Annotated in this window: 26 protein-coding genes and 1 pseudogene; 18 read left to right on the top strand and 9 right to left on the bottom strand. The window is 67.1% G+C overall.

From position 1 onward, the window contains the following. Positions 1-22: 22 nt before the first annotated feature. The 3 genes from NV348_RS30680 to NV348_RS30670 all read right to left on the bottom strand — a co-directional run bounded on the left by NV348_RS30680 (position 23) and on the right by NV348_RS30670 (position 2,600). Positions 23-1,264, bottom strand: coding sequence for an oxygenase MpaB family protein (locus NV348_RS30680; RefSeq protein ID WP_447149978.1), 1,242 nt, complete (start codon positions 1,262-1,264; stop codon positions 23-25). A gap of 381 nt (positions 1,265-1,645) precedes the next feature. Next, a complete protein-coding gene (locus NV348_RS30675; RefSeq protein ID WP_495885076.1) occupies positions 1,646-1,990 on the bottom strand; it encodes a DUF6653 family protein in 345 nt (114 codons plus the stop codon). 142 nt (positions 1,991-2,132) lie between these two features. Next, positions 2,133-2,600 carry a GbsR/MarR family transcriptional regulator gene (locus tag NV348_RS30670; protein ID WP_447149976.1) on the bottom strand — a complete coding sequence of 156 codons (468 nt, stop codon included), beginning with the start codon at positions 2,598-2,600 and terminating at the stop codon, positions 2,133-2,135. A 73-nt stretch (positions 2,601-2,673) separates the two neighbouring features. Here NV348_RS30670 and NV348_RS30665 point away from each other — a divergent pair, with 73 nt between their 5' ends. The 7 genes from NV348_RS30665 (at position 2,674) to NV348_RS30635 (ending at position 9,649) form a co-directional block, all read left to right on the top strand. Beyond that, entirely contained in the window at positions 2,674-3,591 is a 918-nt protein-coding gene (locus tag NV348_RS30665) for an ABC transporter ATP-binding protein (RefSeq protein WP_447149975.1), read from the top strand. A 36-nt stretch (positions 3,592-3,627) separates the two neighbouring features. After that, positions 3,628-4,437 carry an ABC transporter permease subunit gene (locus tag NV348_RS30660; RefSeq protein ID WP_447149974.1) on the top strand — a complete coding sequence of 270 codons (810 nt, stop codon included), beginning with the start codon at positions 3,628-3,630 and terminating at the stop codon, positions 4,435-4,437. A 336-nt stretch (positions 4,438-4,773) separates the two neighbouring features. After that, the gene (locus tag NV348_RS30655; RefSeq protein ID WP_447149973.1) at positions 4,774-6,084 is read left to right on the top strand and encodes a TrkH family potassium uptake protein; all 1,311 of its coding nucleotides are present in this window, start codon (positions 4,774-4,776) and stop codon (positions 6,082-6,084) included. Then, positions 6,074-6,748 (top strand): potassium channel family protein, encoded by a 675-nt coding sequence (locus NV348_RS30650; protein ID WP_447149972.1) that lies wholly within the window; start codon positions 6,074-6,076, stop codon positions 6,746-6,748. Before NV348_RS30655 ends, NV348_RS30650 begins: the two co-directional genes overlap by 11 nt. A gap of 251 nt (positions 6,749-6,999) precedes the next feature. Next, the gene (gene nhaA / locus NV348_RS30645) at positions 7,000-8,304 is read left to right on the top strand and encodes a Na+/H+ antiporter NhaA (protein ID WP_447149971.1); all 1,305 of its coding nucleotides are present in this window, start codon (positions 7,000-7,002) and stop codon (positions 8,302-8,304) included. A gap of 52 nt (positions 8,305-8,356) precedes the next feature. Then, complete coding sequence (locus tag NV348_RS30640) at positions 8,357-8,911, top strand: TerD family protein (protein WP_447149970.1); 555 nt, start codon at positions 8,357-8,359, stop codon at positions 8,909-8,911. Between the two features lie 162 nt (positions 8,912-9,073). After that, positions 9,074-9,649, top strand: a complete 576-nt coding sequence (locus NV348_RS30635; RefSeq protein ID WP_447149969.1) for a TerD family protein — start codon at positions 9,074-9,076, stop codon at positions 9,647-9,649. Positions 9,650-9,737: 88 nt separating this feature from the next. On the opposite strand, the gene NV348_RS30630 is transcribed toward NV348_RS30635, so the two are convergent. Continuing rightward, complete coding sequence (locus tag NV348_RS30630; protein ID WP_447149968.1) at positions 9,738-10,136, bottom strand: MerR family transcriptional regulator; 399 nt, start codon at positions 10,134-10,136, stop codon at positions 9,738-9,740. A 352-nt stretch (positions 10,137-10,488) separates the two neighbouring features. On the opposite strand from NV348_RS30630, the gene NV348_RS30625 reads away from it, so the two are divergent. The 3 genes and pseudogenes from NV348_RS30625 to NV348_RS30615 all read left to right on the top strand — a co-directional run. Continuing rightward, a complete protein-coding gene (locus tag NV348_RS30625; protein WP_447149967.1) occupies positions 10,489-11,853 on the top strand; it encodes a hemolysin family protein in 1,365 nt (454 codons plus the stop codon). Beyond that, positions 11,846-12,862: a CNNM domain-containing protein gene (locus NV348_RS30620; RefSeq protein ID WP_447149966.1), complete on the top strand. Its 1,017-nt coding sequence runs from the start codon at positions 11,846-11,848 to the stop codon at positions 12,860-12,862. The genes NV348_RS30625 and NV348_RS30620 overlap by 8 nt, the downstream gene beginning before the upstream one ends. Positions 12,863-12,889: 27 nt before the next feature. Further along, positions 12,890-13,594: pseudogene (locus NV348_RS30615) on the top strand (PP2C family protein-serine/threonine phosphatase); the annotation flags it as partial. On the opposite strand, the gene NV348_RS30610 reads toward NV348_RS30615, so the two are convergent. Then, a complete protein-coding gene (locus tag NV348_RS30610) occupies positions 13,578-15,053 on the bottom strand; it encodes a serine hydrolase domain-containing protein (protein ID WP_447149965.1) in 1,476 nt (491 codons plus the stop codon). The pseudogene NV348_RS30615 and the gene NV348_RS30610 sit on opposite strands and share 17 nt — an antisense overlap. Before the next feature lie 35 nt (positions 15,054-15,088). Between NV348_RS30610 and NV348_RS30605 the strand changes: the two genes are divergently transcribed. The 3 genes from NV348_RS30605 to NV348_RS30595 all read left to right on the top strand — a co-directional run bounded on the left by NV348_RS30605 (position 15,089) and on the right by NV348_RS30595 (position 17,346). Then, positions 15,089-15,718 carry a TetR/AcrR family transcriptional regulator gene (locus NV348_RS30605; RefSeq protein WP_447149964.1) on the top strand — a complete coding sequence of 210 codons (630 nt, stop codon included), beginning with the start codon at positions 15,089-15,091 and terminating at the stop codon, positions 15,716-15,718. A 296-nt stretch (positions 15,719-16,014) separates the two neighbouring features. After that, the gene (locus tag NV348_RS30600; protein ID WP_447149963.1) at positions 16,015-16,884 is read left to right on the top strand and encodes an alpha/beta fold hydrolase; all 870 of its coding nucleotides are present in this window, start codon (positions 16,015-16,017) and stop codon (positions 16,882-16,884) included. Between the two features lie 96 nt (positions 16,885-16,980). Beyond that, the gene (locus tag NV348_RS30595; RefSeq protein ID WP_447149962.1) at positions 16,981-17,346 is read left to right on the top strand and encodes a DUF427 domain-containing protein; all 366 of its coding nucleotides are present in this window, start codon (positions 16,981-16,983) and stop codon (positions 17,344-17,346) included. 291 nt (positions 17,347-17,637) lie between these two features. On the opposite strand, the gene NV348_RS30590 is transcribed toward NV348_RS30595, so the two are convergent. After that, positions 17,638-18,198: a TetR/AcrR family transcriptional regulator gene (locus NV348_RS30590; RefSeq protein WP_447149961.1), complete on the bottom strand. Its 561-nt coding sequence runs from the start codon at positions 18,196-18,198 to the stop codon at positions 17,638-17,640. A 111-nt stretch (positions 18,199-18,309) separates the two neighbouring features. On the opposite strand from NV348_RS30590, the gene NV348_RS30585 reads away from it, so the two are divergent. Both NV348_RS30585 and NV348_RS30580 read left to right on the top strand, forming a co-directional pair. Beyond that, the gene (locus NV348_RS30585) at positions 18,310-18,744 is read left to right on the top strand and encodes a tautomerase family protein (protein ID WP_447149960.1); all 435 of its coding nucleotides are present in this window, start codon (positions 18,310-18,312) and stop codon (positions 18,742-18,744) included. A 76-nt stretch (positions 18,745-18,820) separates the two neighbouring features. Continuing rightward, on the top strand, positions 18,821-19,372 hold the full coding sequence (locus NV348_RS30580; protein WP_447149959.1) for a type 1 glutamine amidotransferase domain-containing protein: 552 nt from the start codon (positions 18,821-18,823) through the stop codon (positions 19,370-19,372). A 244-nt stretch (positions 19,373-19,616) separates the two neighbouring features. On the opposite strand, the gene NV348_RS30575 is transcribed toward NV348_RS30580, so the two are convergent. Together NV348_RS30575 and NV348_RS30570 are read right to left on the bottom strand one after the other, a co-directional pair. Beyond that, a complete protein-coding gene (locus NV348_RS30575; RefSeq protein ID WP_447149958.1) occupies positions 19,617-20,198 on the bottom strand; it encodes a peroxiredoxin-like family protein in 582 nt (193 codons plus the stop codon). A gap of 310 nt (positions 20,199-20,508) precedes the next feature. Next, complete coding sequence (locus NV348_RS30570) at positions 20,509-21,051, bottom strand: hypothetical protein (RefSeq protein WP_447149957.1); 543 nt, start codon at positions 21,049-21,051, stop codon at positions 20,509-20,511. Between the two features lie 148 nt (positions 21,052-21,199). Here NV348_RS30570 and NV348_RS30565 point away from each other — a divergent pair, with 148 nt between their 5' ends. From NV348_RS30565 to NV348_RS30555, 3 genes are all read left to right on the top strand, one after another. Next, the gene (locus NV348_RS30565) at positions 21,200-21,931 is read left to right on the top strand and encodes a Crp/Fnr family transcriptional regulator (RefSeq protein ID WP_447149956.1); all 732 of its coding nucleotides are present in this window, start codon (positions 21,200-21,202) and stop codon (positions 21,929-21,931) included. A 263-nt stretch (positions 21,932-22,194) separates the two neighbouring features. Further along, positions 22,195-22,740, top strand: coding sequence for a carboxymuconolactone decarboxylase family protein (locus NV348_RS30560; RefSeq protein ID WP_447149955.1), 546 nt, complete (start codon positions 22,195-22,197; stop codon positions 22,738-22,740). Between the two features lie 207 nt (positions 22,741-22,947). Further along, on the top strand, positions 22,948-23,283 hold the full coding sequence (locus tag NV348_RS30555; protein WP_447149954.1) for a class I SAM-dependent methyltransferase: 336 nt from the start codon (positions 22,948-22,950) through the stop codon (positions 23,281-23,283). 98 nt (positions 23,284-23,381) lie between these two features. On the opposite strand, the gene NV348_RS30550 is transcribed toward NV348_RS30555, so the two are convergent. After that, positions 23,382-24,053, bottom strand: a complete 672-nt coding sequence (locus NV348_RS30550) for an ArsR/SmtB family transcription factor (protein ID WP_447149953.1) — start codon at positions 24,051-24,053, stop codon at positions 23,382-23,384. Positions 24,054-24,200: the final 147 nt, after the last annotated feature.

Genomic DNA, 24,200 nt, shown 5'->3' with positions numbered 1-24,200 from the left:
GCCGGGTCCGACAGGACCCGGGTCAGCGATGGGGCCTGCTCATGTCACGGTTCATCGTCGGTATCTCGATGCTGATCGGCATGCGCAGCTCGGACAGGTAGATCAGGGCCGCCTTGCGCAGGAACTCGTCGAGCAGCCAGTACGGATCGCCGATCGGGGGGACCGCGGTGAGCAGACCTTCGCGGACAGCGATGAACGGGCCCCAGCTGAACCGCAGCAACGGATCCCAGACGGGTTCACGGGGAATGGCCAGTCCGTCGGCGATCGTGTCACCGAGCAGGAAGCGGGTGAACGCGCCGAGCACCGGCTTGCTCAGAATGGCGAAGTCGATATTGGCGCCCAGCCCCAGCAGCCGGTCGGCGAGCTTGACGCCTTCGGGAGTCACCGCGAGGATCGGGTCGAGGACCTGCGCGGCTTGGCTGTTGGACTCCGGCCAGGAGTTCGGGATGTACTCGTCGCGGACCCCGAGTAGATGCGCGGCCACCTGCCAGGAGTGCAGGAAGCCCTCGGACTCGTTCGCCGGCATCGGCACGTTCCACGAGAGCAGGTATTTCATGACCGTGGTGGCCAGGCTGTGCCAGGTGACCATGATGTCGTTCTGGCTGATCGGAATGTCCTCCTCGGCGGAGTGCACCCAGTGCGGCGACTGCGGCAGCAGGTGCCGCACCGCGGCGTGCACCAGGCGGGTCTTGACGCACGTGACGATCATTTCCCCGTCGGGGGCATAGGAATTCGCGGTGCCGATGTCGTAGCCGAGCTTGGCGGTCTTGGTGATGCGGTCCTTGAGATCGTGCCCGCCCTTGGAGTAGTAGACCGCCTTGGCCTCCTTGGGAATGACGGTGCTCATCATGCCGCTGGCGAATCCGTAGAGCACGCCGAGGTAGAGCCCCCGCTTCTTGTTGAACTGGATCGCCGCGTCGAGCTTGCCGGGGTCGGTCCACGGCGGCAGCCGGCGCGCGGACTCCATGAAATCCCGGAGATCGGCGGGCAATCCGGTCGGCAGCGGTTGTCCGTTGGTCTTCCAGGTTCGTAGTAGTTCGTTGACCCGGGGAACCTCACCCCGGTCGATCAGCCCGGGGACCACGGCATCGGCTTCCGGATCCCACACCGTCATCGGGTCGACGCCCGCGCCTGCGCCGGCGATGGATCCCTCCGGTGACCAGGTCCACGGTTCCGAGCGTGCGGGCGTGGCGAAGGCGAAGGCGCCCACCGCCCCCAACATGCCGCCGACCTTCAATGCACTACGCCTGTTCATTGCGTCCATGACGCCACTCCTCGTTGAGTACCAAGCCATCCATCCGCCGAAGCACGATGAGCCAGCACCCACCCCATATCAACGGAATCAAGAGTAACTTATCATCGCGTCGAAACCGAGGGTGCGCATTCCGTTCAACAGCACCCAACAGGGCAAACTTTTGCTCTATCCACGGACAAATACCCAACTTCTTCAGGCAACACGGCAGGTGAGCCAGCTGACGAGACAGGCAATCCAGCGGCTCCATATGCCGAAACGGCAAATAACTTATTCCACCATGACCGCAAGGGGACCCCGTCGGGGCAACGGCTTCCCGCGGCCGGCACGCAGTTCGGCACCGCAGGCCTCGTGCGTCAGCACTCCTGTAGACAGAAGCCACCGCTTGACCTATTACCCTCCGGCCCGGTGCGTTTCGTAGTAGCGAGCCATGAGCTCCCAGTACACGAGCAACAACAGCATCGCCGCACCGGTCCCGACGGCAGCGGGAACTGGACGCCGATGCCACGCCCCGACCAGCCCGACCAGCCCCACCCCGGTAGCCGCCGCGTCAACCGCCAAGCCCGCGTCCCGGGGATGGTCGGCAAGCCACAGTTCCTCCCCGAGAATCGCTTTCGTCGGCCAAGCCGGCCGACCTGCCGGTTCCGGGAAGATCACCGGGTTCACGGCAAACCACACACCGACGGCGGCGGCATGCGACCAGCTTCGCTTCCACACCGGAACCAGGAGCAGAGGCATCGTCGCCCAGCGAGACCACGCGCTCCACGGGTTCGAATGCCGGGCGAAGACCGTTCGGCGAACACGGGTGAATGCCCTTCCGGACTCCATCTGCGGTGCACTCCTGTCAGTTTCGACCGGCGTGGTCCGGCCCCGAGCCGTCTCAGGTCCGACTCTTGCTTCGATCCCGCCATCGTTCGATGAGAGCGGGCATCTCCTGCTCCATGTAGCTGTAGAAGTCCTGCATCTCGCGGAGGCGCGCGGAGGTGACCGATTCGCCCTGTAGCGCGTCGAGCCCCTCCTGAGCCGCGTTCTTCATGACCTCGAGCATGACGTTCTGCTGCGAGAACAGCTGCGCCCAGACACCTTTCGGAAACCGATAGTGCTCGCGGCGGCTGCCCGGAGCGGGCACCCGCTCCACCATCCCCGACTGTGACAGCTGTTTGATCGCCGTCGACACCGCACCCGTGCTGATCGAGAGCCGTTCGCACAGATCGGCGGCCGTCATCGTCTCCTGCTCGGTGTAGAGCAGTGCGGTCATCACGCGCGCTGTCGTCTTCTGCATGCCGCCCTGGGACATGGTCAGTGCCAGCCGCTCGGCGGCATCGCGAAGTCGCAGATCAGAATCCATGCCCACATAGTACAGACAACTTCAAATATTCTGAATCTTCACAAATCTCTGAACACTTGATACTGTTCGAGACATGAGCAACGCCATCGAAATCCGGGAACTCACCAAGACCTACGGCACACGGCGAGGACTCACCGGCCTGAACCTCGATGTCCGATCCGGTGAGGTGTTCGGTTACCTCGGCCCCAACGGAGCAGGCAAGTCGACCACCATCCGGCTCCTCCTGGACCTGATCCGCCCCACCGCCGGAACGGCGTCGGTCCTCGGACTCGACCCCAGGGCGAACGGCGTTGCCCTGCGGCGCCGCATCGGATATCTGGCGGGCGACTTCGTCGTCGACGGGCGCCAGAAGGTGCGAGATTGCCTGCGTTTCCTGGCCGACCTGCGCGGTGGCGTCCCGCAGCCGCGGATCGACGAACTCTGCGAGCGGCTCGGGCTCGACCCCACCGCCACCATCAAGAGCCTCTCCAAAGGCAACCGCCAGAAGGTCGGCTTGGTCCAGGCCTTCATGCACACTCCCGAACTTCTGATCCTGGACGAACCGACCTCGGGCCTGGATCCCCTCGTCCAACAGACCTTCCTCGATCTGGTCGCCGAGGCCGCCGGCAACGGCCAGACGGTCTTCATGTCCAGCCACATCATGGACGAGGTCGAAGCCGTCGCCGACCGGGTCGGCATTCTGCGTGACGGCGCACTGGTCGCCCTCGACACCGTCGCCGACCTGCGCGCCGCCGCTCTCCGGCACATCGAAATCGGCTTCGGCCACCCGGTCACCATCGAGGAGTTCCGCACGGTCCCCGGCCTGGTCGATCCGCACCTGGACGCCACCGGCTCGGTCCTGCGGGCCGGACTGTCGGGATCACCCGATGCCGTGGTCAAAGCCGCCGCCCGCCACACCGTACTGACGTTGACCACCACCGAACCGCACCTCGACGAGATCTTCCACCGCCACTACGCCGCCGCCGCGGCCGCACCCCAGCCCGCGGCCTGAGAGGAACACATGTCTGCCACCGCCGCGATCGGGCCCATGATCGAACCCGCAGTCGCCACCGCCCGCACCGTCGTCTTCACCAAAACCCTGCGAGACTCCCGCCGCGGCCTGCTCGGCTGGACGGTCGGCATCACCGTCGCCGCGGTCGTCTACGCCGGCTTCTACCCGCAGATGGCCGCCAACGGCGCGGCCCAGACCGAGAACCTGCCCGAAGGGCTACGCGATGCCTTGAATATGAACGACATCTCTTCTGCCGCCGGCTACCTCGGTTCCACGGTGTTCGGGCTCATCGTGCCCCTGCTGGCGATGTTCTTCGGTGCTGCCGTCGGCGCCCGGGTCTCGGCCGCCGACGAAGAATCCGGCACCCTCGATCTGCTGCTCGCGCACCCGCTCACCCGTACCTCGCTCATCGTGCAGCGCTTCGCCGCCCTCATCGCCGCTGCGACCGGCATCGGGGTCGTCGTGCTGCTGGCGATGCTCGCCATCCGCGGCTCTGCCGAACTCACCTCGGTCAGCGTCGGCCAGTTCGCCGCGCAGTGTGTCCACCTGGTCCTGCTCACCGTCTGCTTCGGCGCACTGGCCACCGCGATCGGAGCCGTCACCGGCCACCGCGGCACCGTCTTCGCACTCACTGCGGTCGTCGGCGTCGCGGCCTGGGCCGCGCACACCTTCGCCGACACGATCGGACTCGGCTGGGCCGCCTCTCTGTCGCCGTTCCACTACTACATCGACAGCGAACCCCTGCGCAACGGCATCGGTGTCAGCGGCGTCGCCGTCCTGGCCGCCGCGTCCCTCATCCTGGTCGCCGCCGGGACCTACCGATTCACTCAGCGCGACCTCGGCTGAGCGCACAACCACGACTACGTCGCCGGGCGCGAGGGTTTTGACGACTCTCGCGGCCCGGTGCCCACATTTTTGACGGAATCCATACGGCCGCGTGTAGACAGCTCCGCACGCAACACCATTAGGCTGGCCCATCGTGATTTCTCCGCCGGCGTCGAGAGCCGCCTCAGCCCCCACGAGAGGCTGAGCACCATCAATCGATCCGAACAGCGCACCGACTCCCGGACAGCCGCGTCTCGCCATAGCAGCCCGCCGTCACGTCGAGCACCGGCTCGTGGAAGTCGTGCTGCGCGGGAGCTGGTCGGGCGGCTCCTCCCCAGCCCACGGCATCCGGCCCGATTGGTCGTCTTCGGCTTCGGCGCCGCGACACTGATCGGCACGCTGCTGCTGATGTTGCCGGTGGCCGCCGAATCCAGGACCGTGACCGCGCCGGTGACAGCGCTGTTCACCGCGGTCTCGGCGGTGTGCGTCACCGGGCTCGTCGTGGTCGACACCGAAAGCCACTGGTCGCTGTTCGGGGAGCTGGTCATCCTCGGCCTGATCCAGATCGGCGGCCTGGGAATCATGACCCTGGCGTCGCTGCTCGGGTTGCTGGTCGCCCGGCGCATGGGCCTGCGGATGCAGCTGATCGCCCAGTCCGAAACGAAGACGCTGCGTCTCGGGGAAAGCCGTCGCGTCGTGATCGGTGTCATCCGGATGAGCCTGGCGGTCGAGGCCGTCACCGCGCTCGTCCTGAGCCTGCGTTTCATCTTCGGCTACGACCAAGGTGGGTGGCGTGGCGTCTACCTCGGGGTCTTCCACGCGATCTCGGCATACAACAATGCCGGCTTCGGGCTCTACCAGGACAGCCTGGTGGGATTCGCGACCGATCCGTGGATCATCGTTCCCATCACCGCCGCCCTCGTCATCGGTGGACTCGGGTTCCCGGTTGTCTTCGAGGTCACCCGGTCGCTTCGCCGTCGCGGTCGGCACCGGCACTGGTCACTGCACACCAGACTCACGCTCATCACCTACTTCGCGCTCGGTGTCGTCGGCATCGTCGCCGTGATCGCGTTCGAGTGGTCCAATCCCGGTACCCTCGGCCCACTCGGCTGGGTGCACAAGGTCCTCGTCGGCGGCTTCCACGGATTGTCACCACGGACCGCGGGCTTCAATTCGGTCGACGTCGGCGCGATGCACTCCTCCACCTTGCTGGTCAACGACGTCCTGATGTTCATCGGTGGCGGCAGCGCGGGCACCGCGGGCGGGATCAAAGTCACCACCTTCGCCCTGCTGGCGTTCGTCATCTTCGCCGAAGTCCGCGGGGAGCCGTCGGTGCACGTGCTCAACCGCCGCCTCGCCGCACCCGTGCAACGGCAAGCGATCACTGTCGCGCTGCTCGGTGTCGGTGCGGTCGTCGTCGGCACTCTCACCCTGCTGACGATCACCGGGATGGACCTCGACGCCGTGCTGTTCGAAGTCATCTCGGCCTTCGGCACCGTCGGCCTGTCCACGGGCATCACCGCCGATATCCCCGACTCCGGACTGATCGTGCTCATCGCTTTGATGTTCCTCGGCCGCCTCGGCCCCATCACCCTGGCTACCGCGCTCGCCCTGCGTGACCGCGGCCGCCGCTACGAACTACCGGAGGAGCGTCCCATTGTTGGGTAGATCGCCACGAAAACAGGGCACCCGCGTCGTCGTCATCGGCCTCGGCCGTTTCGGCAGCGCACTGGCCCGCGAACTCGTCACCCACGGCTCGGAAGTGCTGGCGATCGACTCCAATCCCCATCTGGTGCAGATGTATTCCGATGAGCTGACCCATGTCGCGGTCGCCGACACCACCGACATGGACGCCCTCGAACAGCTCGGTGTGCCGGACTTTCCGCACGCCGTGGTCAGCATCGGCTCCAATATGGAGGCCAGCATCCTCACCACCTCGCTGCTCGCCGACTGCCGGATACCCAAGATCTGGGCCAAAGCGACCAGCCGCCAGCACGGCCAGATCCTCGAACGCGTCGGCGCCCACCATGTCGTGCTCCCCGAACACGACATGGGCGAACGAGTCGCCCACCTGGTCACCGGCCGCATGATCGACTACATCGAGTTCGACACCGACTACGCCATGGCCAAAACCACCGCACCACGCTCCGCGGTCGGAAAGACCCTCACCGAGAGCGGGCTACGCCAGCACTTCGACGTCACCGTCGTCGCGATCAAACACCGCGGGGACGAATTCACCTACGCTACTGCCGATACCGTGGTCGCCGAGGGAGACCAACTCATCGTGTCGGGCCGTATCGAAGAAGTAGAACGCTTCGCCGACCTGGCCTGACCGGGACGCCCGTGCACGGCGGTACGCGGGCGGGCCGCCGGAGATCAACGGCCCGCCCTGCTCCCCGGTTGCGGTGAGTGCCGTCTTTACGGCATCTTTACGGGTAGGTGCGCCGGGAAGTCTGGTCGGCAACCCGGCTCGAACTCCGTCGAGCGGGGTTCGATCGACGACGGGTACCCACACGTGCTACCACAGCTCGAATTCCCCCCCATCGCGGAACAACCCACCGTTGCGCGGCCGGTGGCGAATCGATGACTCCCGCGGCGGAGCGCAAGCTTCTCACCCCGGGCAGCTGGCCGGAATCCCGGCGTATCGCCTCGGTCCTGCGCCGCGAGACCGTCGGCGGCGTGCTGTTGATGATCGCCGCCGTGGTCGCCCTCGTCTGGGCCAACACGCCATGGGCGGGCGCCTACACCGCGTTACGCGACTTCCAGCTCGGCCCCACCGCGCTGCATCTGAACCTGTCGTTGAGCGAGTGGGCCGCCGACGGGCTGCTCGCGATCTTCTTCTTCGTCGTCGGACTCGAACTCAAACGCGAGTTCGTCGCCGGTGACCTGCGTGATCCGCGCCGCGCGGCGCTCCCGGTGGTCGCCGCGGTCGGCGGCATGGCGGCCCCGGCGATCATCTACGTTCTGATCAACCGGGGCGGCGCCGAAGGCACGCTCGACGGGTGGGCCATCCCGACCGCGACCGATATCGCCTTCGCATTGGCCGTGCTCGCGGTGATCAACACCCATCTACCCGCCGCACTGCGTACGTTCCTGCTCACCCTCGCCGTGGTCGACGATCTGCTCGCGGTCACCGTCATCGCCATCTTCTACACCAGCGAACTCCACCTGCCCTATCTGGCGGCGGCCGTCGTGCCGATCGCGTTGTTCGCGCTCGCTGTACAGCGCCGCATCAGCTCGCCCTGGCTGCTGATCCCCCTTGCGCTGATCACGTGGTGGCTGGTGCACCTGTCCGGCGTCCATGCCACCGTCGCCGGCGTACTCCTCGGCTTCACCGTCCCGGTCCTGGCCCGCAGTGGCGCGGCCGATGAGCACGGGCCCGCCGAACGGTTCGAACACCGGATCCGGCCGCTCTCCGCAGGATTCGCGGTTCCGGTGTTCGCGTTCTTCGCCGCCGGAGTCACCATCGGCGGAATGTCCGGGCTCACCGACTCCCTGGGCGACCGGGTCACCATCGGCATCATCGTCGGGCTCGTGGCGGGCAAGTTGATCGGCATCACCGCCACGACCTATCTGACCGCGAAACTGACCCGCGCCGAACTGGATTCGGAACTGTCGTGGATCGACGTCGCCGGTGTCGCACTACTCGGCGGAATCGGATTCACCGTCTCACTACTCGTCGGTGAACTGGCCTTCGCCGGTGACCACCTGCGCGGCGACCACGTCCGCATCGGTGTGCTGTTCGGCACCGTCACCGCCGCGATCGCGGCCACCGTCGTGCTGCGCGCCCGCAACCGCGTTTACCGCGCACTCGCCGAGGTGGAGTCGCGCGACGACGACGGAGACGGCATCCCCGACATCTACCAACGCCCGCCGACCACGGACTGATGATCCCGCCCGATCACCGCCGACCCTTCGACCGCTCGCCGAGGAGCATCGTATGACTGGAGCACTCCCCCACACCGGCCGAGGTTCGCTGCGCCACATCACCATGGGCTTGGGCTGGGACCCGGTTCGAGCGACCGGCCTGTTCAGTCGGCGCGGCAAGGACATCGATCTCAACGCCGCAGCACTGGCGTTCGCCGGAAACCGATTCGTCGACATCGCATTTCACGAACAGCTCACCTCACGCGACGGAGCGATCCGCCATCTCGGGGACAGCGTCACCGGCGACGGGGACGGCGACAACGAGGTCATCGTCGTCGATCTGACGCGGCTGAGCCCGCAGGTCACCACGATCGTGTTCCTCGTGACCTGCTACACCGGGCAAGGATTCGACCGGATCGAGAACGGCTTCTGTCGCGTCACCGACAACGTCACCGGCAACGAGCTGGCCCGCCTCGACCTGGCCTACGGCGCCCGGACGCATACGGGCCTGGTCCTCGGCAAACTCCATCGCCCCCAGACAGATTGGGCCTTCACCAGGATCGGCGAGCCGATTTGGGCCCAGCATGTGGTCGACGCCATTCCCCAGCTCTCCGGCCACCTCGACTGATGACTACTACAACCCCTCGATCTCGGACATCAATTCGACTGCCTGACAGCAACTTTCACCGGGCGGCGCCGACGCCCACTCCGGCCAATCCTACAGTGGCACGTGCTAGTGTGCGCATGGTCGGCACCTCTCGTGCCGCGACGTTCGATGGGAGATATCGGTATGGGTGTCAGTTTGTCCAAGGGCGGCAACGTTTCACTGACCAAGGCGGCGCCGAACCTCACCGCGGTGGCTGTCGGCCTCGGCTGGGACCTGCGCACGACCACCGGGACGGACTTCGATCTCGATGCCAGCGCGATCGCGCTCGGCGCCGACAAGAAGGTGGTGTCGAGTGGGCATTTCGTCTTCTTCAACAACCTGAAGTCGCCCGAAGGCGCGATCGAGCACGCCGGTGACAACCGGACCGGCGAGGGCGACGGTGACGACGAAGCGATCAACGTCGATCTGGCCGCTACCCCCGCGACGATCGAGTCCATCGTCTTTCCGGTGTCGATCTACGACGCGGTGAACCGCAGCCAGTCCTTCGGACAGGTCCGCAACGCCTACATCCGCGTGGTGGATCGCAGCAACGGCGAGGAGCTGGCTCGCTACGACCTGTCCGAGGACGCGTCCACCGAGACGGCGATGGTCTTCGGCGAGCTGTACCGCAACGGCGCGGAGTGGAAGTTCCGCGCCATCGGCCAGGGCTACACCTCCGGACTGGAAGGCATCGCCCGCGATTTCGGCGTCAACCTCTGACCGGCGGCCCTGCCCTCTCCAGATCCGATGAGGGCAGGGTTTCCTCGACGTCCGATGGCCAGCTCACCCCGAACCGCGCAGCGGCGTGTCACAGGATGGGAAGGTCGGGCGGAATCTGCAAAGCGATGTAGATGAGGGTGTGGACTCGGTTCGCGATGACCGCGAGCAGTCCCTGCATTCCCTCGGGTGCCGCTTCGGCGACGGCGTGGAAAGTCTTCAGGTCGTCGTCGATCCGTTCGAGGATCGGTCCGACGTCGCCACTGCGGCCGGTGAGCGCGGTCGCGATATCTTCCAGCGAGATACCTTGGCCTTCCAGGCTTTTGACGAGCTGAATCCGGGCAGCGTCGGCGGGGTCGTAGAGGCGGAAGTTCCCCGCGCTCCGTTCGGCGGGAGTGATCAGGCCGAGGCTGGTGTAATAGTCGACCGTTCGGATCGACACCTCGGCCCGTGCGGCCAGCTCACCGATCCGGATCGGCGCATCGGTCATGTCGGCGCCCTCCTTCTCCGCTGCGCGGCATCCGCTCGAGACGCCCGTCAGCCTATCTGTTGTCCTTGCCCTCGGATACACGGCGACCACCTCCGTCGCCGGGGTGGCGGCCGCGTCGATCCGCCGGGCTTCTCGATCATGCCGTCCGCCTCGAGAACGACCGAAGAGCGCGGTGCTGTCCGGACTTTCGTGGCGCCGTCGAGGATGTCGACGTGACCGGTAACCCTACAGTGACACGTGCTAGTCTGTCGCGCATGCCGGATGGTGAACCAGACGAGGAGAGCTCTCGCTCGACTCACGGGGTCGAACCGATCGACAGACGATGGGCTGAACGCCTCGGCCGAGTCACTCGATGCTGACGATCCTGAGCGTCCTCGCCGGCATCGCGGTTGTCCTGCTGATCACCGCGCTGACCGGGTATTTCGTTGCCCAGGAATTCGCCTATATGGCGGTGGACCGCTCTCGGCTCAAAGCACGCGCCGAATCCGGCGACACCGCCGCCGCACGGGCATTGACCGTCACTCGCCGGACCTCGTTCATGTTGTCGGGTGCCCAGCTGGGGATCACCGTCACCGGACTGCTCGTCGGTTATGTCGCCGAGCCGCTGATCGGACGCGGACTGGGCGAACTGCTCGGCGGGATCGGCGTGCCGACCGCCGTCGGCATCGCGGTGGGCACCGTCGGGGCGATCGCGTTCTCGACGGTGGTGCAGATGCTGTTCGGGGAACTGTTCCCGAAGAATCTCGCGATCGCCCGGCCGGAGCCGGTCGCCCGCTGGCTGGCTCGCTCGACCACGGCGTACCTGCGGGTATTCGGCTGGCTGATCTGGTTGTTCGACCAGTCCGCGAACCTGTTGCTGCGGGTACTGCGGATCGAGCCGGTCCACGATGTGGAGCACTCGGCCACACCGCGCGACCTCGAACACATCGTCGCCGCCTCCCGTGATGCCGGCGAGCTGCCGCGGGAGTTGTCGACATTGCTCGACCGCATCCTCGACTTCCCGTCCGAGACCGCCGAGCACGCGATGATTCCCCGCTCCCAGGTCGACACCGTCGGCGTCGACGAACCCGTCACGCAGGTGCTGGCCCGGATGGCGACCGGACACACCCGATACCCGGTGACCGGCTCGAGCAGCGACGATCTGCGCGGCGTCATCCACCTGCACGACCTGCTCGGAGTCTCGCCGACCGGAACGGCGCATCAGTGGATGCGACCGGCGCTGCTGGTTCCCGAGTCGCTGTCGTTGCCCGAGGTCATCGCTCGACTCGGGGCAGCGAAGGAAGAAATGGCGTTGGTCGTCGACGAATACGGCGGCTTCGCCGGCATCGTCACCGTCGAAGACATCGCCGAGGAACTGGTCGGCGAGATCGCGGACGAACACGACACCGGTGCCGGCGCCGAGGTCATCGCCGAGGGCGAAGGCTGGCTCGTCGCCGGGGACCTGCACCTCGACGAGGCCGAACGTCTGCTCGACCTGGATCTGCCCCAAGGTGACTACGAAACCATCGCCGGGCTCGTCATCAGTACCTTCGGCGGTCTGCCGAAAGTCGGTGACCGGGTCGACATCATGATCGCGCCCAGCGGGGCGGACTATCTCAGCGACCAGTCCCCCACCTACCGCGCAGTCATCGCCGAGGTCCGTACGGTCGGCAAGCATGTGCCGTCGTCGGTCCTGCTGACCGTCCGATCCGAGCGAGGCGACGACAACGATGAGTAATCCCTGGGTTGTCGTCGCCGTGACGATCCTGCTGATCGCGGCCAGCGCGTTCTTCGTCGCTGTCGAGTTCGCCCTGATCGCTGCCCGCAAACACCGCCTCGAGGACGCCGCACCGAACAGCCGGGCCGCCCGCGCCGCGCTGCGCAGCTCGGCGGAGCTGCCGGTGCTGCTCGCCGGTTCCCAGCTCGGCATCACGGTGTGCACGCTGGCGCTGGGCGCGGTCACCAAACCTGCTGTCCACCATTGGATCACCCCGCTCATCGAGCATCTCGGGGCCCCGCTGTGGGTCGCCGACGTCGCGGGGTTCGTGCTGGCCCTGATCGTGGTCACGTTCCTGCATCTGGTGGTCGGCGAGATGGCACCGAAGTCGTGGGCGATCGCGCATCCGGAGAAGTCGGCCACGCTGCTGGCGCTGCCGATGCAGCTGTTCATGACCCTCACCCGACCCATCCTGATCGCCCTCAATCGTGCGGCGAACTGGTGCCTGCGCAAGGTCGGTGTCACCCCGGTCGACGAGGTCGACGCGGGCCAGGACCCGGTGGCCCTGCGTCATCTGGTCGAGCACTCGGCCACGGTCGGCACCCTCGACGAGCGGTACCGCGGAAACCTCACCAGCGCACTGGAACTGGAGCAACTGACCGTCGGTGACATCGTCCGCCCGAACGCCACGCCGAGTGCGGTGAGCCCGCAGGCCGATACCGAGGCCATCCAGACGATGTCCCGGAGCACCGGGCACCTGCGGCTGCTGGTTCGCGACAACGACGGAGCCCGCGGCGTCGTCCACGTCCGCGACAGCCTCACTGTGAGCCCCGCAACCACAGCGCAGCAGCTGATGCGCCCGGTCCTGGAACTGGCCACGACCGTCCCGGTGTACGAAGCACTGCGGACGATGCGCGAAACCCGCAACCACCTCGCCCTCGTCACCGCCCCTGGCAGCAGTGAGCTGCTCGGTCTGCTCACGATCACCGATCTCCTCGAACGGTTGCTGCAGTCGACAACAGCCGCCTGATCCACCCGCCCGACGGAAGGTGTCCTCGTGAGCACGCAGCTGACCTGCGCCACGCGCACGCATCGCGGCTTGGTCCGCGACGGCAATGAAGACAGTGTCCATGCCGGTCCTCGATTGCTGGCACTGGCCGACGGCATGGGCGGCCACGCGGCCGGCGAAGTGGCCTCCGGGTTGATGATCGCCGCACTCGCACCGCTCGACGACGACCTCGACGGCGACCTGCTCGACCGCCTCGAGCAGGCGCTGCTGCGCGGCAACGACGCCATCGCGCGCAAGGCCGCGGAGTCCGCCGATCGTGCAGGCATGGGCACAACCCTGACCGCGATGCTGTTCGACGGCACCCGCTACGGGCTGGCCCACGTCGGGGACTCCCGCGCCTACCGGCTGCGCCACGGCGAGCTGTCCCAGATCACCCGCGACGACACCTTCGTCCAGGCCCTCGTCGACGCCGGGCACATCACCGCCGAGCAAGCCAGGACCCACCCGCGCCGGTCGCTGATCATGCAGGCCCTCACCGGCGGATCCGTCACACCCACCTTGGTTTCCGGCGACGCCGAACTCGGCGACCGATACCTGCTGTGCTCCGACGGCCTCTCCGACGTCGTCACCGAAGCACGGATCGCCGAGTTCCTGCGCAGCGCGACCTCGGTCGAGGAGTGCGCCGATCAGCTCATCGAGTCGGCACTGCTCGGCGGCGGACCCGACAACGTCACCGTCATCGTCGCCGATATTCGGTGAGCGACGGGCACTCCGCGCCCAGGCCATTGGGCCCGATGTCGCCTGCGCTGCACCTGCGCGCGGCGACAGCGATCCGCAGGGCCGTCAGCAGCGCCGCGAGCCCGAGGATCGCGAAGACAAGGGTGGCGATGTCCGGAGTCCACAGAAAGAGCTGGGACAGTCCGATACCCGCGCGCATGGGCAGCACGATGCCGAAGCCGACCAGGACCGCGCCGGGGACGAGCAGCCACACCGCGAGGTTCGCCGCGATTCGCCGCCGTGACGACGCGATCGGACGAGCGAGCAGCCACAGGGCACGAACCACAGCCGCGATGCCCGCCACCAGCAACGCGACGAGCGCGGCGAGGATCGCCCGATAGGTGTGGTCGGCAGAAGGTGCCGACGGCGCGAGCCCGAGCGCTCGTTCCGCGAGGCCGAATCCGATCTCGAGCAGCGCGGATTCCTGGAAAGTGCCGTACACGTTCGCGGTGAAGACGATGGCCTGCTCGGGCAACACGATGACCTGGGCGGAGTATCCGGGCGCCGCTCCGCCGTGCCAGACCATCGGGACGTCGGTGCCCTCGAGGGTCCAGCGACGCCAGCCCAGACCGTAGCTCTTGCCGGTGCCGGTCGGGACCGCGCCGTCGAGGCCGACATCGTCACCGAGACTCGCCCTCGCGAACGCGGCGAGGTCGGTGAGCGTGCCGCCGAGGTAGCCGTAGCCCGCGCCGGCAGGGTCGATGGGCACATCGAACGATATCGGCCGACCGAAGACATAGCGGTGACCGGCAGGCAGGGACGCGCTCGCCTGCTCGGCAGTCGTCACGGTCGTGTGCATACCGATCGGATCCAAGACCCGCTCGGTCAGCACCTCGGCGAACGGGCGGTCGGTGACCGCTTCGACTACAGCGGCGAGCAACAGGTAGTTCGTACTCGAATAGCGGTGTACGGCACCGGGTTCACCGGCCAGCGTCTCGCCGGAGAGTTCGGCGAGCACGTCGCCCGGCCTGCGGTTGGGGTCGGTGCGGTCGGTGTGCCGCGTCGAGGTCGGCAAGCCGCTGGTCTGGTTCAGCAACTGCCGCACAGTGATTCGGTCCGAGCGCGCCCTGTCCCTGGTGCGCAGCGAAGGTAGGTAGGTCACGACGGGTGCGTCGAGGCGTAGCTCGCCGGTCTCGACCATCGACGCGATCAGCCGGGCGGTCACGGGTTTGGCCACCGATCCCCACAGAAAGGGCGTCGCCGCGGTGACGTCCGCGCCCGCTCCGTCGACACCGAAGGTCGCGCTGTGCCGGATTCCCGCGCGGTCGACCACCGCATAGGCGGCTCCGGGGATTCCGGTCGCGGCCATCCGTTCCCGAATGAACGTGTCCCACCGACCGGGCGAGCCGTCAGCGAGCGGAGGCGGCACCCGTGCGCACCCCACCAGCGCCAACAGGGAGAGCAGCAGCACCAACCATCGTTTCAATATGGCCATATTGAAACGATAACCATACGGGTATATTGTTGTCCATGCCCAGAGTCGCCGACCACGATCAACGACGCGCGGTGGTGGCGCGCGCCTTCCAACGCTTGCTGGCAGCGGAGGGGCTACCTCGGGTCACCTTCAGCAAAGTGGCGACCGAAGCGGGCATTTCGGTGGGGCTGATTCAGCACTACTTCTCCACCAAGGATGAGCTGCTGCGCTTTGCGTACGACGATTGCCTGCGCCGCAGTGCCGACCGGGTCGCCGAGCACATCCGAGACGGCGAAGCAGCCGGGCAGCCGATCTCGTCGATGCTGCGAGCAGGCTTGGCCGAGTTGCTACCGCTGGATACCGAACGGATCGTGGAATACCGGGTCGAACGCAGCCTGTGGAACCTGTCGCTGAACGATCCCGTCCTGGCCGAAGCCGCGCGGGGAGCCCATCGCGAGCTGCACGGCCGGATCGCGACCGCGATCGACAACGGCAAGGAATGCGGTGAGGTGCGCACCGAGGTCGACAGCTCCGCCGCCGCCTCGATGATCACCGCTACCACGCGTGGCCTGGCCGACACACTGTCGATCGAAGCACCGGTCGACACCGACGAGTTGATCGACGCGGTGCTGCTACCGGTGATCTCGATCGTCTTCACCGGCCGCTGCCGACGCTTCGACCACTGACCGAGCCCCGGGGGTTTCGGCGGGGTTCACCCCTTGACGACTTGGGTACCGCCCGCGAAGTTGTCGTGCCAGCCCTGCTTCGTCGAGCTCGAGCTCACCGTGACGGCGATGCCGACGGCCGCGATGAACCAGAGCCAGGCAGCCAGAGGGGAACGCCTCCACCGGATCCGAACGGCGGCGCCGAGCAGGATGCGGTTCGGCCGACTGACCTGCGGCGTCCGCTGTCACCGAGTCGGGCGGCAGTCAGGTGTCGGATTTCCCGCTCCGGCCCACTCGGGGAACGTAGTGTCGGTGCGATGATGCCGAGTGAGGTTCGTGACTGGCACGATCGCGGGGAGCTGGTGCGATCCCGATCGGGGTCGATCTTCGTCCGAAGCGAGCCCGGCGAGGGCGCCACTGTGCTGCTCCTGCACGGGTACCCCTCGAGCTCCTATGATTTCCGCCGGATCGTCGGACAGTTGGGTGGTCGGCCATGGATCACGCTGGACTTTCTCGGGTTCGGGTTGTCGGACAAGCCCCGGCCGCATCGGTACAGCCTCTTCGAGCAAGCCGACATCGTCGAAGAAATACTCGGCGCGACCGGAACAGGGTCGGTGGTCGTGGTGGCACACGACATGGGCACCTCGGTCACCACCGAACTACTCGCCCGCGATCTGGAAGGTTCACTGTCGTTCTCGCTCGACCGCGCGGTGTTGAGCAACGGCAGCGTGATCCTGGACAAGGCCACCCTGCGACCGATTCAGAAGATTCTGCGTGGACCCCTCGGCCCGGTCGCGGCACGGTTGGCCAATCGGCGAGTGTTCGCCCGCGAGTTCTCGAAACTCTTCTCCGCCGGACACCCGGTTTCCGCTGACGAAGTGGCCGCGCAGTGGGCGCTGCTGTCGGCGGCGGATGGTCACCGGATCGCGCATCTGCTCACCGCGTATCTGCCGGAGCGCATCACCTACGCCGACCGCTGGCACGGGGCGGTCAGAGACTGGGACAAACCTCTCGGCTTCCTGTGGGGCACCGCGGACCCGGTCGCCACCTCGGCGGTCCTCGACGGACTGTGCGAGCTCAGACCCGCCGCGCCGGTCATCGAGCTGGCCGGGGTCGGCCACTATCCCCAGATCGAGGACCCGGACGCTTTCGCCGTCGGCGCTCGCACTCTGCTCGGAATCGACTGATCCCACCACCTGTGTTACCGGGCTGACAGTTCGCTACCGGGAGGCGCAGTGGGGGCGTTTCATCGAGGGAGAAACCGGAACAGGAGGTCAGCGGGCATGATGCGCGCAATGTGGAACGGGGTGGTGCTCGCGGAGGCACCACGAACGGTGCGGGTGGAAGGCAACGACTACTTCCCGCCGGAGTCGCTGCACCGGGAGTACTTCTCCGACAGTCCGACCCGCACCCTGTGCCCGTGGAAGGGCATGGCCGGCTATTACCACGTGACCGCCGGTGGCGAGGTCAATCCGAACGCGGCCTGGTACTACCGCAGGCCGAGTCCGCTGGCACGGTCGATCAAGGACCACGTCGCGTTCTGGAACGGGGTGCAGGTCGTCGGCGAGCCGGAACCCACCACCGACCGGAGCACGCCTGGCCGGCTGGACCGTTTTCGGCACCGCGTCCGCAGCGCGTTCACCGGGTAGTCGGCAGCCTCGCCGCTGCCGATGTAGCGCATCGGCATCACCGGCGGCCTGGTCGGCACGGCGTGCCGTGTCGGCCCACTGCTCTCGCCCTGATCGGCGCGGTGAGCGCCGCGACCACGCCGAGCTGCGCTGACCCACCCGTTGCTGCCGAGGTCGTCGATGCCGCCGCCAGCTCGACGCCGCGACGGGCTCGCCGAAATCTACTGCTGCGAGCCGCAATTCGCGCATCACAACGAGTCCGGCAGACCCTGCTACGGCGCCGGCCCGCACTCTCCGGCCGAGGCTGTGCGGTCACGCGCCCGGGGTAACCGCCATCGCCGCTCGGGCGGCCCGGTCGAAGGGACCGGTGCCGCGCTCGGCCCGGCACAGTACCTGCGCGCCTTCGAGTAGGCCGATCAGCAGACATGCCAGATCAGCCGCCGCGTCCGGTGCCATACCCGCGCCGGCGAGCGCGGCCGTGAGCCGATCGATCCACGCGGCGAAAGTCGTTGCGGCGATGCGGCACAACTCGTCACCGTCTTTGCCCGCCGGCACGGTGACGGCCGCGATCGCACACCCGCTGCCGCGCGCCGCCTCCGCCATCACGGGCCGGGCGAACTCCACGAAGGACGCCACGACGGCGCGGGGGTCCGGCCCGGCCAGCTCCGCCATGCGCGATGCGATGTCCTGCCCGTGCAGCCTGGCGGCCTCGGCCACCAATTCGGTCTTCCCGCCGGGGAAATGGTGATAGATCGCCCCGCGCGCGGCACCACTCTCGGCGAGCACAGCCGTGAACGACATGCCCGCCAAACCGTTGCGGCGCAGGCTGTCCACAGCCGCGTCGATCATGCGGTCCCGGGTCGGTCTGGTCATCTCCAGCAACTCCTCCGTTTGACTAGTACGGCCATCCTAGTACAAGATGGAATCGCTAGTACGTACGTACTAGCGATTCCGATCCCTCCGAACAGACAAGGACACGTCTCCGTGCCTTTCACCGTCATCGCGCCCCGCGGAGTTCTCACCGAAACCGGCGAACGCCACTTGATCCCGCAGCTGATCGATGCCCTCATCGAGAGCAGCGGACTGACCGGCAATACCTTCTTCACCCCGGTCGTCGGCGGCCACCTGCACCTCCTCGACCCCGAACACGTCCATACCGGCGGTGTGAATCGCCCCGTCCTGCTCATCGAGCTCAAGCTGCCCGGCATCGGCCTGCCCACCCCCCAGGACCGTGCCGCCTTCATCACCACCGCGACCTCGATCGCCGCCGACCACGTCGTACCCGGCCACTCCCCCGACGACATCTGGATCAACATCAGCTACGCCGCCGAGAGCGGGTGGGGAATCGGAGGAGTCGCCTACAGCAACGACGCGCTGATCGCGGCGATCATCGCCGCTGAGCCCGCGCCCGCCGACTGAGCCCCAGGATCTGCTTCCCACCCGGTGCCGCCCGCTCCCGCGCGGGCGGCACCACCCCTCCGACGAAAGACCTCTCATGACAACAGTTCTCAACGGTAAGACGATCGCATTCCTGTCCGCCAACGAAGGCGTCGAACAGGTCGAGCTGCAGCACCCGCGGAATGCCCTGCGCGCCCTGGGCGCCCACACCGTGCTACTCGCCCCGGAACCGGGATTCGTACAAGCGTTCCATCATCTCGATCGCGCCGACCGCTTCGCCGTCGACCTGTGCACCAGCGACGCCGACGCCGCGGACTACCATGCGCTGGTCCTGCCCGGCGGTGTCGCGAATCCCGATATCCTGCGCCGAGATTCGGCAACGCACCACCTGTTGCGCGAAGGACACCACGCGCATATCCCCGTCGCCGCGATCTGCCACGGCCCGTGGACACTCATCGACGCCGGGCTCGTCGCCGGCCGCACTATCGCCGCGTGGCCGAGCCTGGCCACCGACCTCACCAATGCCGGAGCGGTGTGGACGCCCGAACGTGTCCACACCGACGGCACCCTCATCACCGCGCAGGGGCTCGACGACCTCGAAGAATTCACCCGGCGACTGGTATCCGCGCTGACGCAGGGCGTCAGTTGACGATTGAACTCAGCCGGGCAAGCACAGTCGGCCCGCTGCGGGAAATCCCTGGGCGGCTGGTCCCGACACGACGAGCCGGCCCGCAACAGATCCAGCATCCCCCACACCCCGGCGATTTCGGCGAAGTTGCGACCCCGGTGGGCCTCGGACTTCGGTAGCAGCAGCTCGAGCAACTCCCGCTGCTTGTCCGTCAGCACCTGATACCGATCACCCCCAACGTGGTGACGGCGACCTTGATGCTTGATCAGCCCTGCCGCAGGACTGATGGATCACTGCCATCGGGTGGCACACTCCAGCGGTTCGCCAGCTCCACGATCTCGTCGACAGACCATTGATCATCGGCGTGGCGACCGTACTTTCGGGCTACCACACACCCATCGGAGGCGATCAGGAAATCGGCGGGCAGACCGAGATGATCCTCTCCGCTGCCGAGCGCGGCCCCCGGCGACCGCTGCAGAACCGCGCCGAGGGCCGCGGCGGACCACACTCGCGGATTCACCACTGCCCGTAGCGCCGACTCCACTCCATACTCCGCGTACAGCACGCGATCGGGGTCTGCCACCACCGCGAACGGCAGGTCGGACCGGTAGCGCTGCAAAGCCTCGGCAGTCGAATGGAAGACGACGACCTCCTCGATACCCGCCGCGATGATCTCGTCGTGGCGCGCCACGACCGATCGCAGATGCAGGTGGCAGATCGGACAGCCAGCGAACCGGCGGAACTGCAGGTGGACCAGCCGGTCGGCCTGGGGCACCGTGACCGTCCGACCGTCGATCCCGGTCAGGAGCTGCGGTGATATCCGGTCACCGACATCGATACGCGTCATGTCCGCCACGGTATCCGGCTGGGCCCCGCCGGAACGCCCAACTGTCATCCTGCTGACGCTGTGCGAGCACCCGCCGTCAACCGACCGCACGGCGGAGCGCCGCCATGACCCGGTCCGGCGTCGGCAGATCCAGTCGGCCGGGGAACCGTCGCCTGGCCGTGCCATCACCTCGACACCATCGACCCGGACCGTCGGTGACGGGTAGTCGCCGATCCGATGCACGACGCCGACTGAGATGCCGAGCTGGGCCGAACAGCGCAGAACCGGCTGTTCGGCCCCGCCGGGAGGCCGGATGTCGCCGCGGCAGCGGTCAGCGGGTGCGCGGCCAGGCCGCGAGGAGCAGTCCCAGCGTGGCTCCGAACAGCAGGTGTTCGCCCAGGAAGGTCGGATAGCCGACCATGCTCGCCATGTCGCGGATCGGATCGCCACCACCGAAGACCGCCGCCGCCAGCGGCAACCCGATCCAAGTGCTCACCGCGAAAACGACTGCGCCCCAAGCGAGGGCGGCGGCGATCAATACGATGCCGTGCAGCCGGGCCAGCAGGGCGAGCACCGCGAACGCCGCGCCGTACATCGCGCCGACCATCATGTGGATCACCGCGCCGAGCACGGCGGGCCCGAAGTCGAAGGTGAAGGTCGAACCGGAACCCGCCGCCATCATCGACGCCATCATCGCGTCGGGCGCGATGATGGTCGAGGCGATGTGATAGAGCGGGGTGAAGAACCCGGTGTGCTGGTACGTGGCGGCCGCGATCATCGCGTACATTGCCATCACCAGCGACGCCACGATGCCGGCGACGGCGCCGCGCGCGGCTGCCGTACCAAGTGCGTGCGTGCCGATACTCGAAGACATCGGACTGCTCGAAGCCGAAGTTGCCATGACAGAACCTCTCGTTGAACACGATTGTGTGGTTCTCAGCCAATCGCGTTCCGCTGTCGCGCCGAGGACAATTGTCAGCGGGATGACAAGTTCACCCCAACCCACGATCAGGAGTCCGGCCATGACCCCCGTCAACCGCACCTTCGACCACCTCATCCGCGCGATCGGCGGTGAGTCGTTCACCGACGACCAGCTGCGGCACGCGGCGTGGTTCGCGCGGTGTGTCGGCCGCGGCGCCGCCGCGCCCCTGCACCCCGGCGACCTCACTGCGCTCGCCGATCGGATCGAGCTGGAGTCCTTTCCCGCCGGGTCCCTCGTTTTCGCGGCCGGGTCGCAACCGGGCGGGGTGTGGATCGTGCGCCAAGGGCAGCTGGAGCTGTCGGTCGGCTCGGGCAGGCGGCGGGCGGTCGTCGATGTGCTGCGGCCAGGGGACGTCGACGGTGACATCGCGCTGCTGCTGGAGATGCCGCTGGCCTACACCGCGCGCACTCTCACCGAGTCGAGTTGCCTGTTCCTGTCCGACAGTTCGTTCGAGGCCCTGCTCGCCAGCCATCCCGCGATCGCCCGGCGCTGGCTTTCCAGTGTCGCGCAACGTGTTTCCACTGGACAAGCGCGACTGATCAACATTCTCGGCCGCGCACTGCCGGTCCAGGTGGCCCAGCTACTGCTCGATGAAGCCGTCGACGGATCGGTCCAGCTGGCCCAGCGCACTCTCGCTGCGATGCTCGGTGTGCAACGTCCATCGCTGAACAAGATCCTCAAAGAGTTCGAACGCGACGGGTTGATCCGCGTCGGCTACGCGGTGATCGAGATCATCGACGCCGAAGCCCTCGGCCTTGTCGCGAGGCGGTAGTCGAGCACGATACCGGTCCCGGATGCACCCAGCGCCCCTTCCGTTCGACAGCTCTGGCGCCGAGTGTCCCCCACCCGACGCTCTCGGTCCGGTGGCGGCAACCAGTCGTGGACGTAGGTTTTGTTCAGCGCACCACAGGATCTCGCCTCCGGGAGAAACTTCTCCATCGAGTCGGGAATGCCCACCATCCTCTAACCGTTCATATCAATATCATCGGTTAGTACTCCGGTGCGTGAAAACCAACCGCGACAGAAGGATTCACCATGTCCCGCTTGCCCCTGATCCAGCCCGACACCGCCACCGGCAAAGCCGCCGACCTGCTGGCCGGTGTACAGAAGGCGCTCGGCGTCACCCCCAACATGACCAAGGCGATGGTCAACAGCCCAGCCGTCCTCGAGGCCTACCTCGGCTTCTCCTCCGCCTTGGCCGGCGGCACACTGTCGGCGGGCGATCGTGAACGCATCGCCCTGCTGGTAGCCGAGGAAAACGGCTGTGACTATTGCCTTTCCGCGCACACCTACATCGGTGAGAACGTCGCCGAACTCGCGCAGCCGGAGATCTCCGCCGCTCGCCACGGCCAATCGGCCGACCCGAAATCCGCAGCGGCACTCGCGCTCGCCGTTGCTGTCGTCCGGGCCCGAGGCGGAATCGAGGACGCCGACATCAAGACCGCCCGCGAGGCCGGCCTGACCGACGCCGAGATCACCGAAGTCATCGCCGCGGTCGCGCTCAACGTGTTCACCAATTACCTGAACAAGGCCATCGACACCGACATCGACTGGCCCGTCGTGCGCCACCACCAGCACTGACACCCCGAAGCCCAGCGGCGGTAGCCACGACCTCACCGGCTACCGCCGCCGGCCAGAACATGACCGGCCCACCGACCTGACACCAAAACCCCACAGCCGAAACGGCATTCGGCGTCGCCACAGCCACGCAGCGCAACCGCGATACACCCATCCCGCCCGCGATCACAGTCAGCGGTGCCTGGACACGGCCGAACACGGACTCAGCATGTGGGTGCGGAGCCGGTCGACGACGATGTCGAGGTCTGGAGGAAGGGGGACGCCGGACATATTGCGGCTGACAATGATTCGTTCGAAGCGGTCGCAGCGAGCCTGGTGCTGTGCACGGTGCCCGACCAGCAGGCTGCCCTGGCCGAGATCTTCCGAGTCCTCGAGCCGGGCGGAGTCCTGCTGTTCTTCGAGCACGTCCGATCCGAGTCGGCGCGGATGCGGCGAATGCAACGCGTCGTCGACGCCACGGTCTGGCCCCTGCTCAACGGCAGCAACAGTTTTCGGCGCGTCGTCGCGGTCGGAGGAGTAGCGGCCATCCCGGTCGGGCGCGCGTGATTCGGGTTCGACGGAGGTCGGGCGCGAATCGAGTGCGGACAAGATCGGTGAAGGTGGCGGCGACATGGAATCCACCCGCCGGAGGCCGCTTCGCGGTATCAGGCCGGCGCGGGAGCGAGGGGCAGTTCGGCCAGGCGCCATTCGAGCATGCCGTCGTGGAGCCGGATCGCCCGGCGCCCGTGGTCGGTGAGCAGCCGCACGGCGTCGTAGGCCAGTACGCAGTACTCGCCGCGGCAGTAGACGACGATTTCACTGTCGGCGGGGATTTCGGCGATGCGCTCGGCCAGCTGGTCGACGGGGATATTGACCGCGGCGGGAATATGGCCTGCGCGGTACTCCGGCACGGGGCGCACATCCAGGACGACGAGCTGTCCGGATTCGGCGCGGGCGAGCAGTTCCTCGCGGGTCATCTCCTGTCCGTCGGCGGGGCCGAGGTAGGACTCGCGGGCCGGCGCCACGGCGGGCTGGTGGGCCTCGGCGACCTTGCGCAGCAACGCGAACAGTTGCGCGACGTCCTCGCCGGCAAGGCGGTAGTGGATGCGCACACCGTCGCGGCGGGTCGCGACGAAACCGGCCTGCTTGAGCGTCTGCAAGTGCGCCGAGGCGGTCGTGAGGTTCAGCCCGGCCGCAACGGCGAGCGATTCGACAGTCCGCTCACCCTGGGCGAGCAGATCCAGCAACTCGAGACGCTTACCGCTGGCGAGCGCCTTGCCGCTGGTAGCGAACGCCTCGTACAGCGCCGCCTTCGCGGCGGGACGGTCACCACTCACAACTCCTCCAATCATCTGTGGAATATCGTACGCGCCAGCATGGCAGCGAGCGTGTCGACGCAGGCCGTCGGCCGCGCGGTTGTATTCCATGAAACCATGGAATACGCTCCTATGATATTCCATGGCGCATTGGAATAAGCCCGAGAA

It is taken from the genome of Nocardia fodinahabitans (genome assembly GCF_052983615.1).
This window is presented reverse-complemented; position numbering and strand designations above follow the sequence as displayed.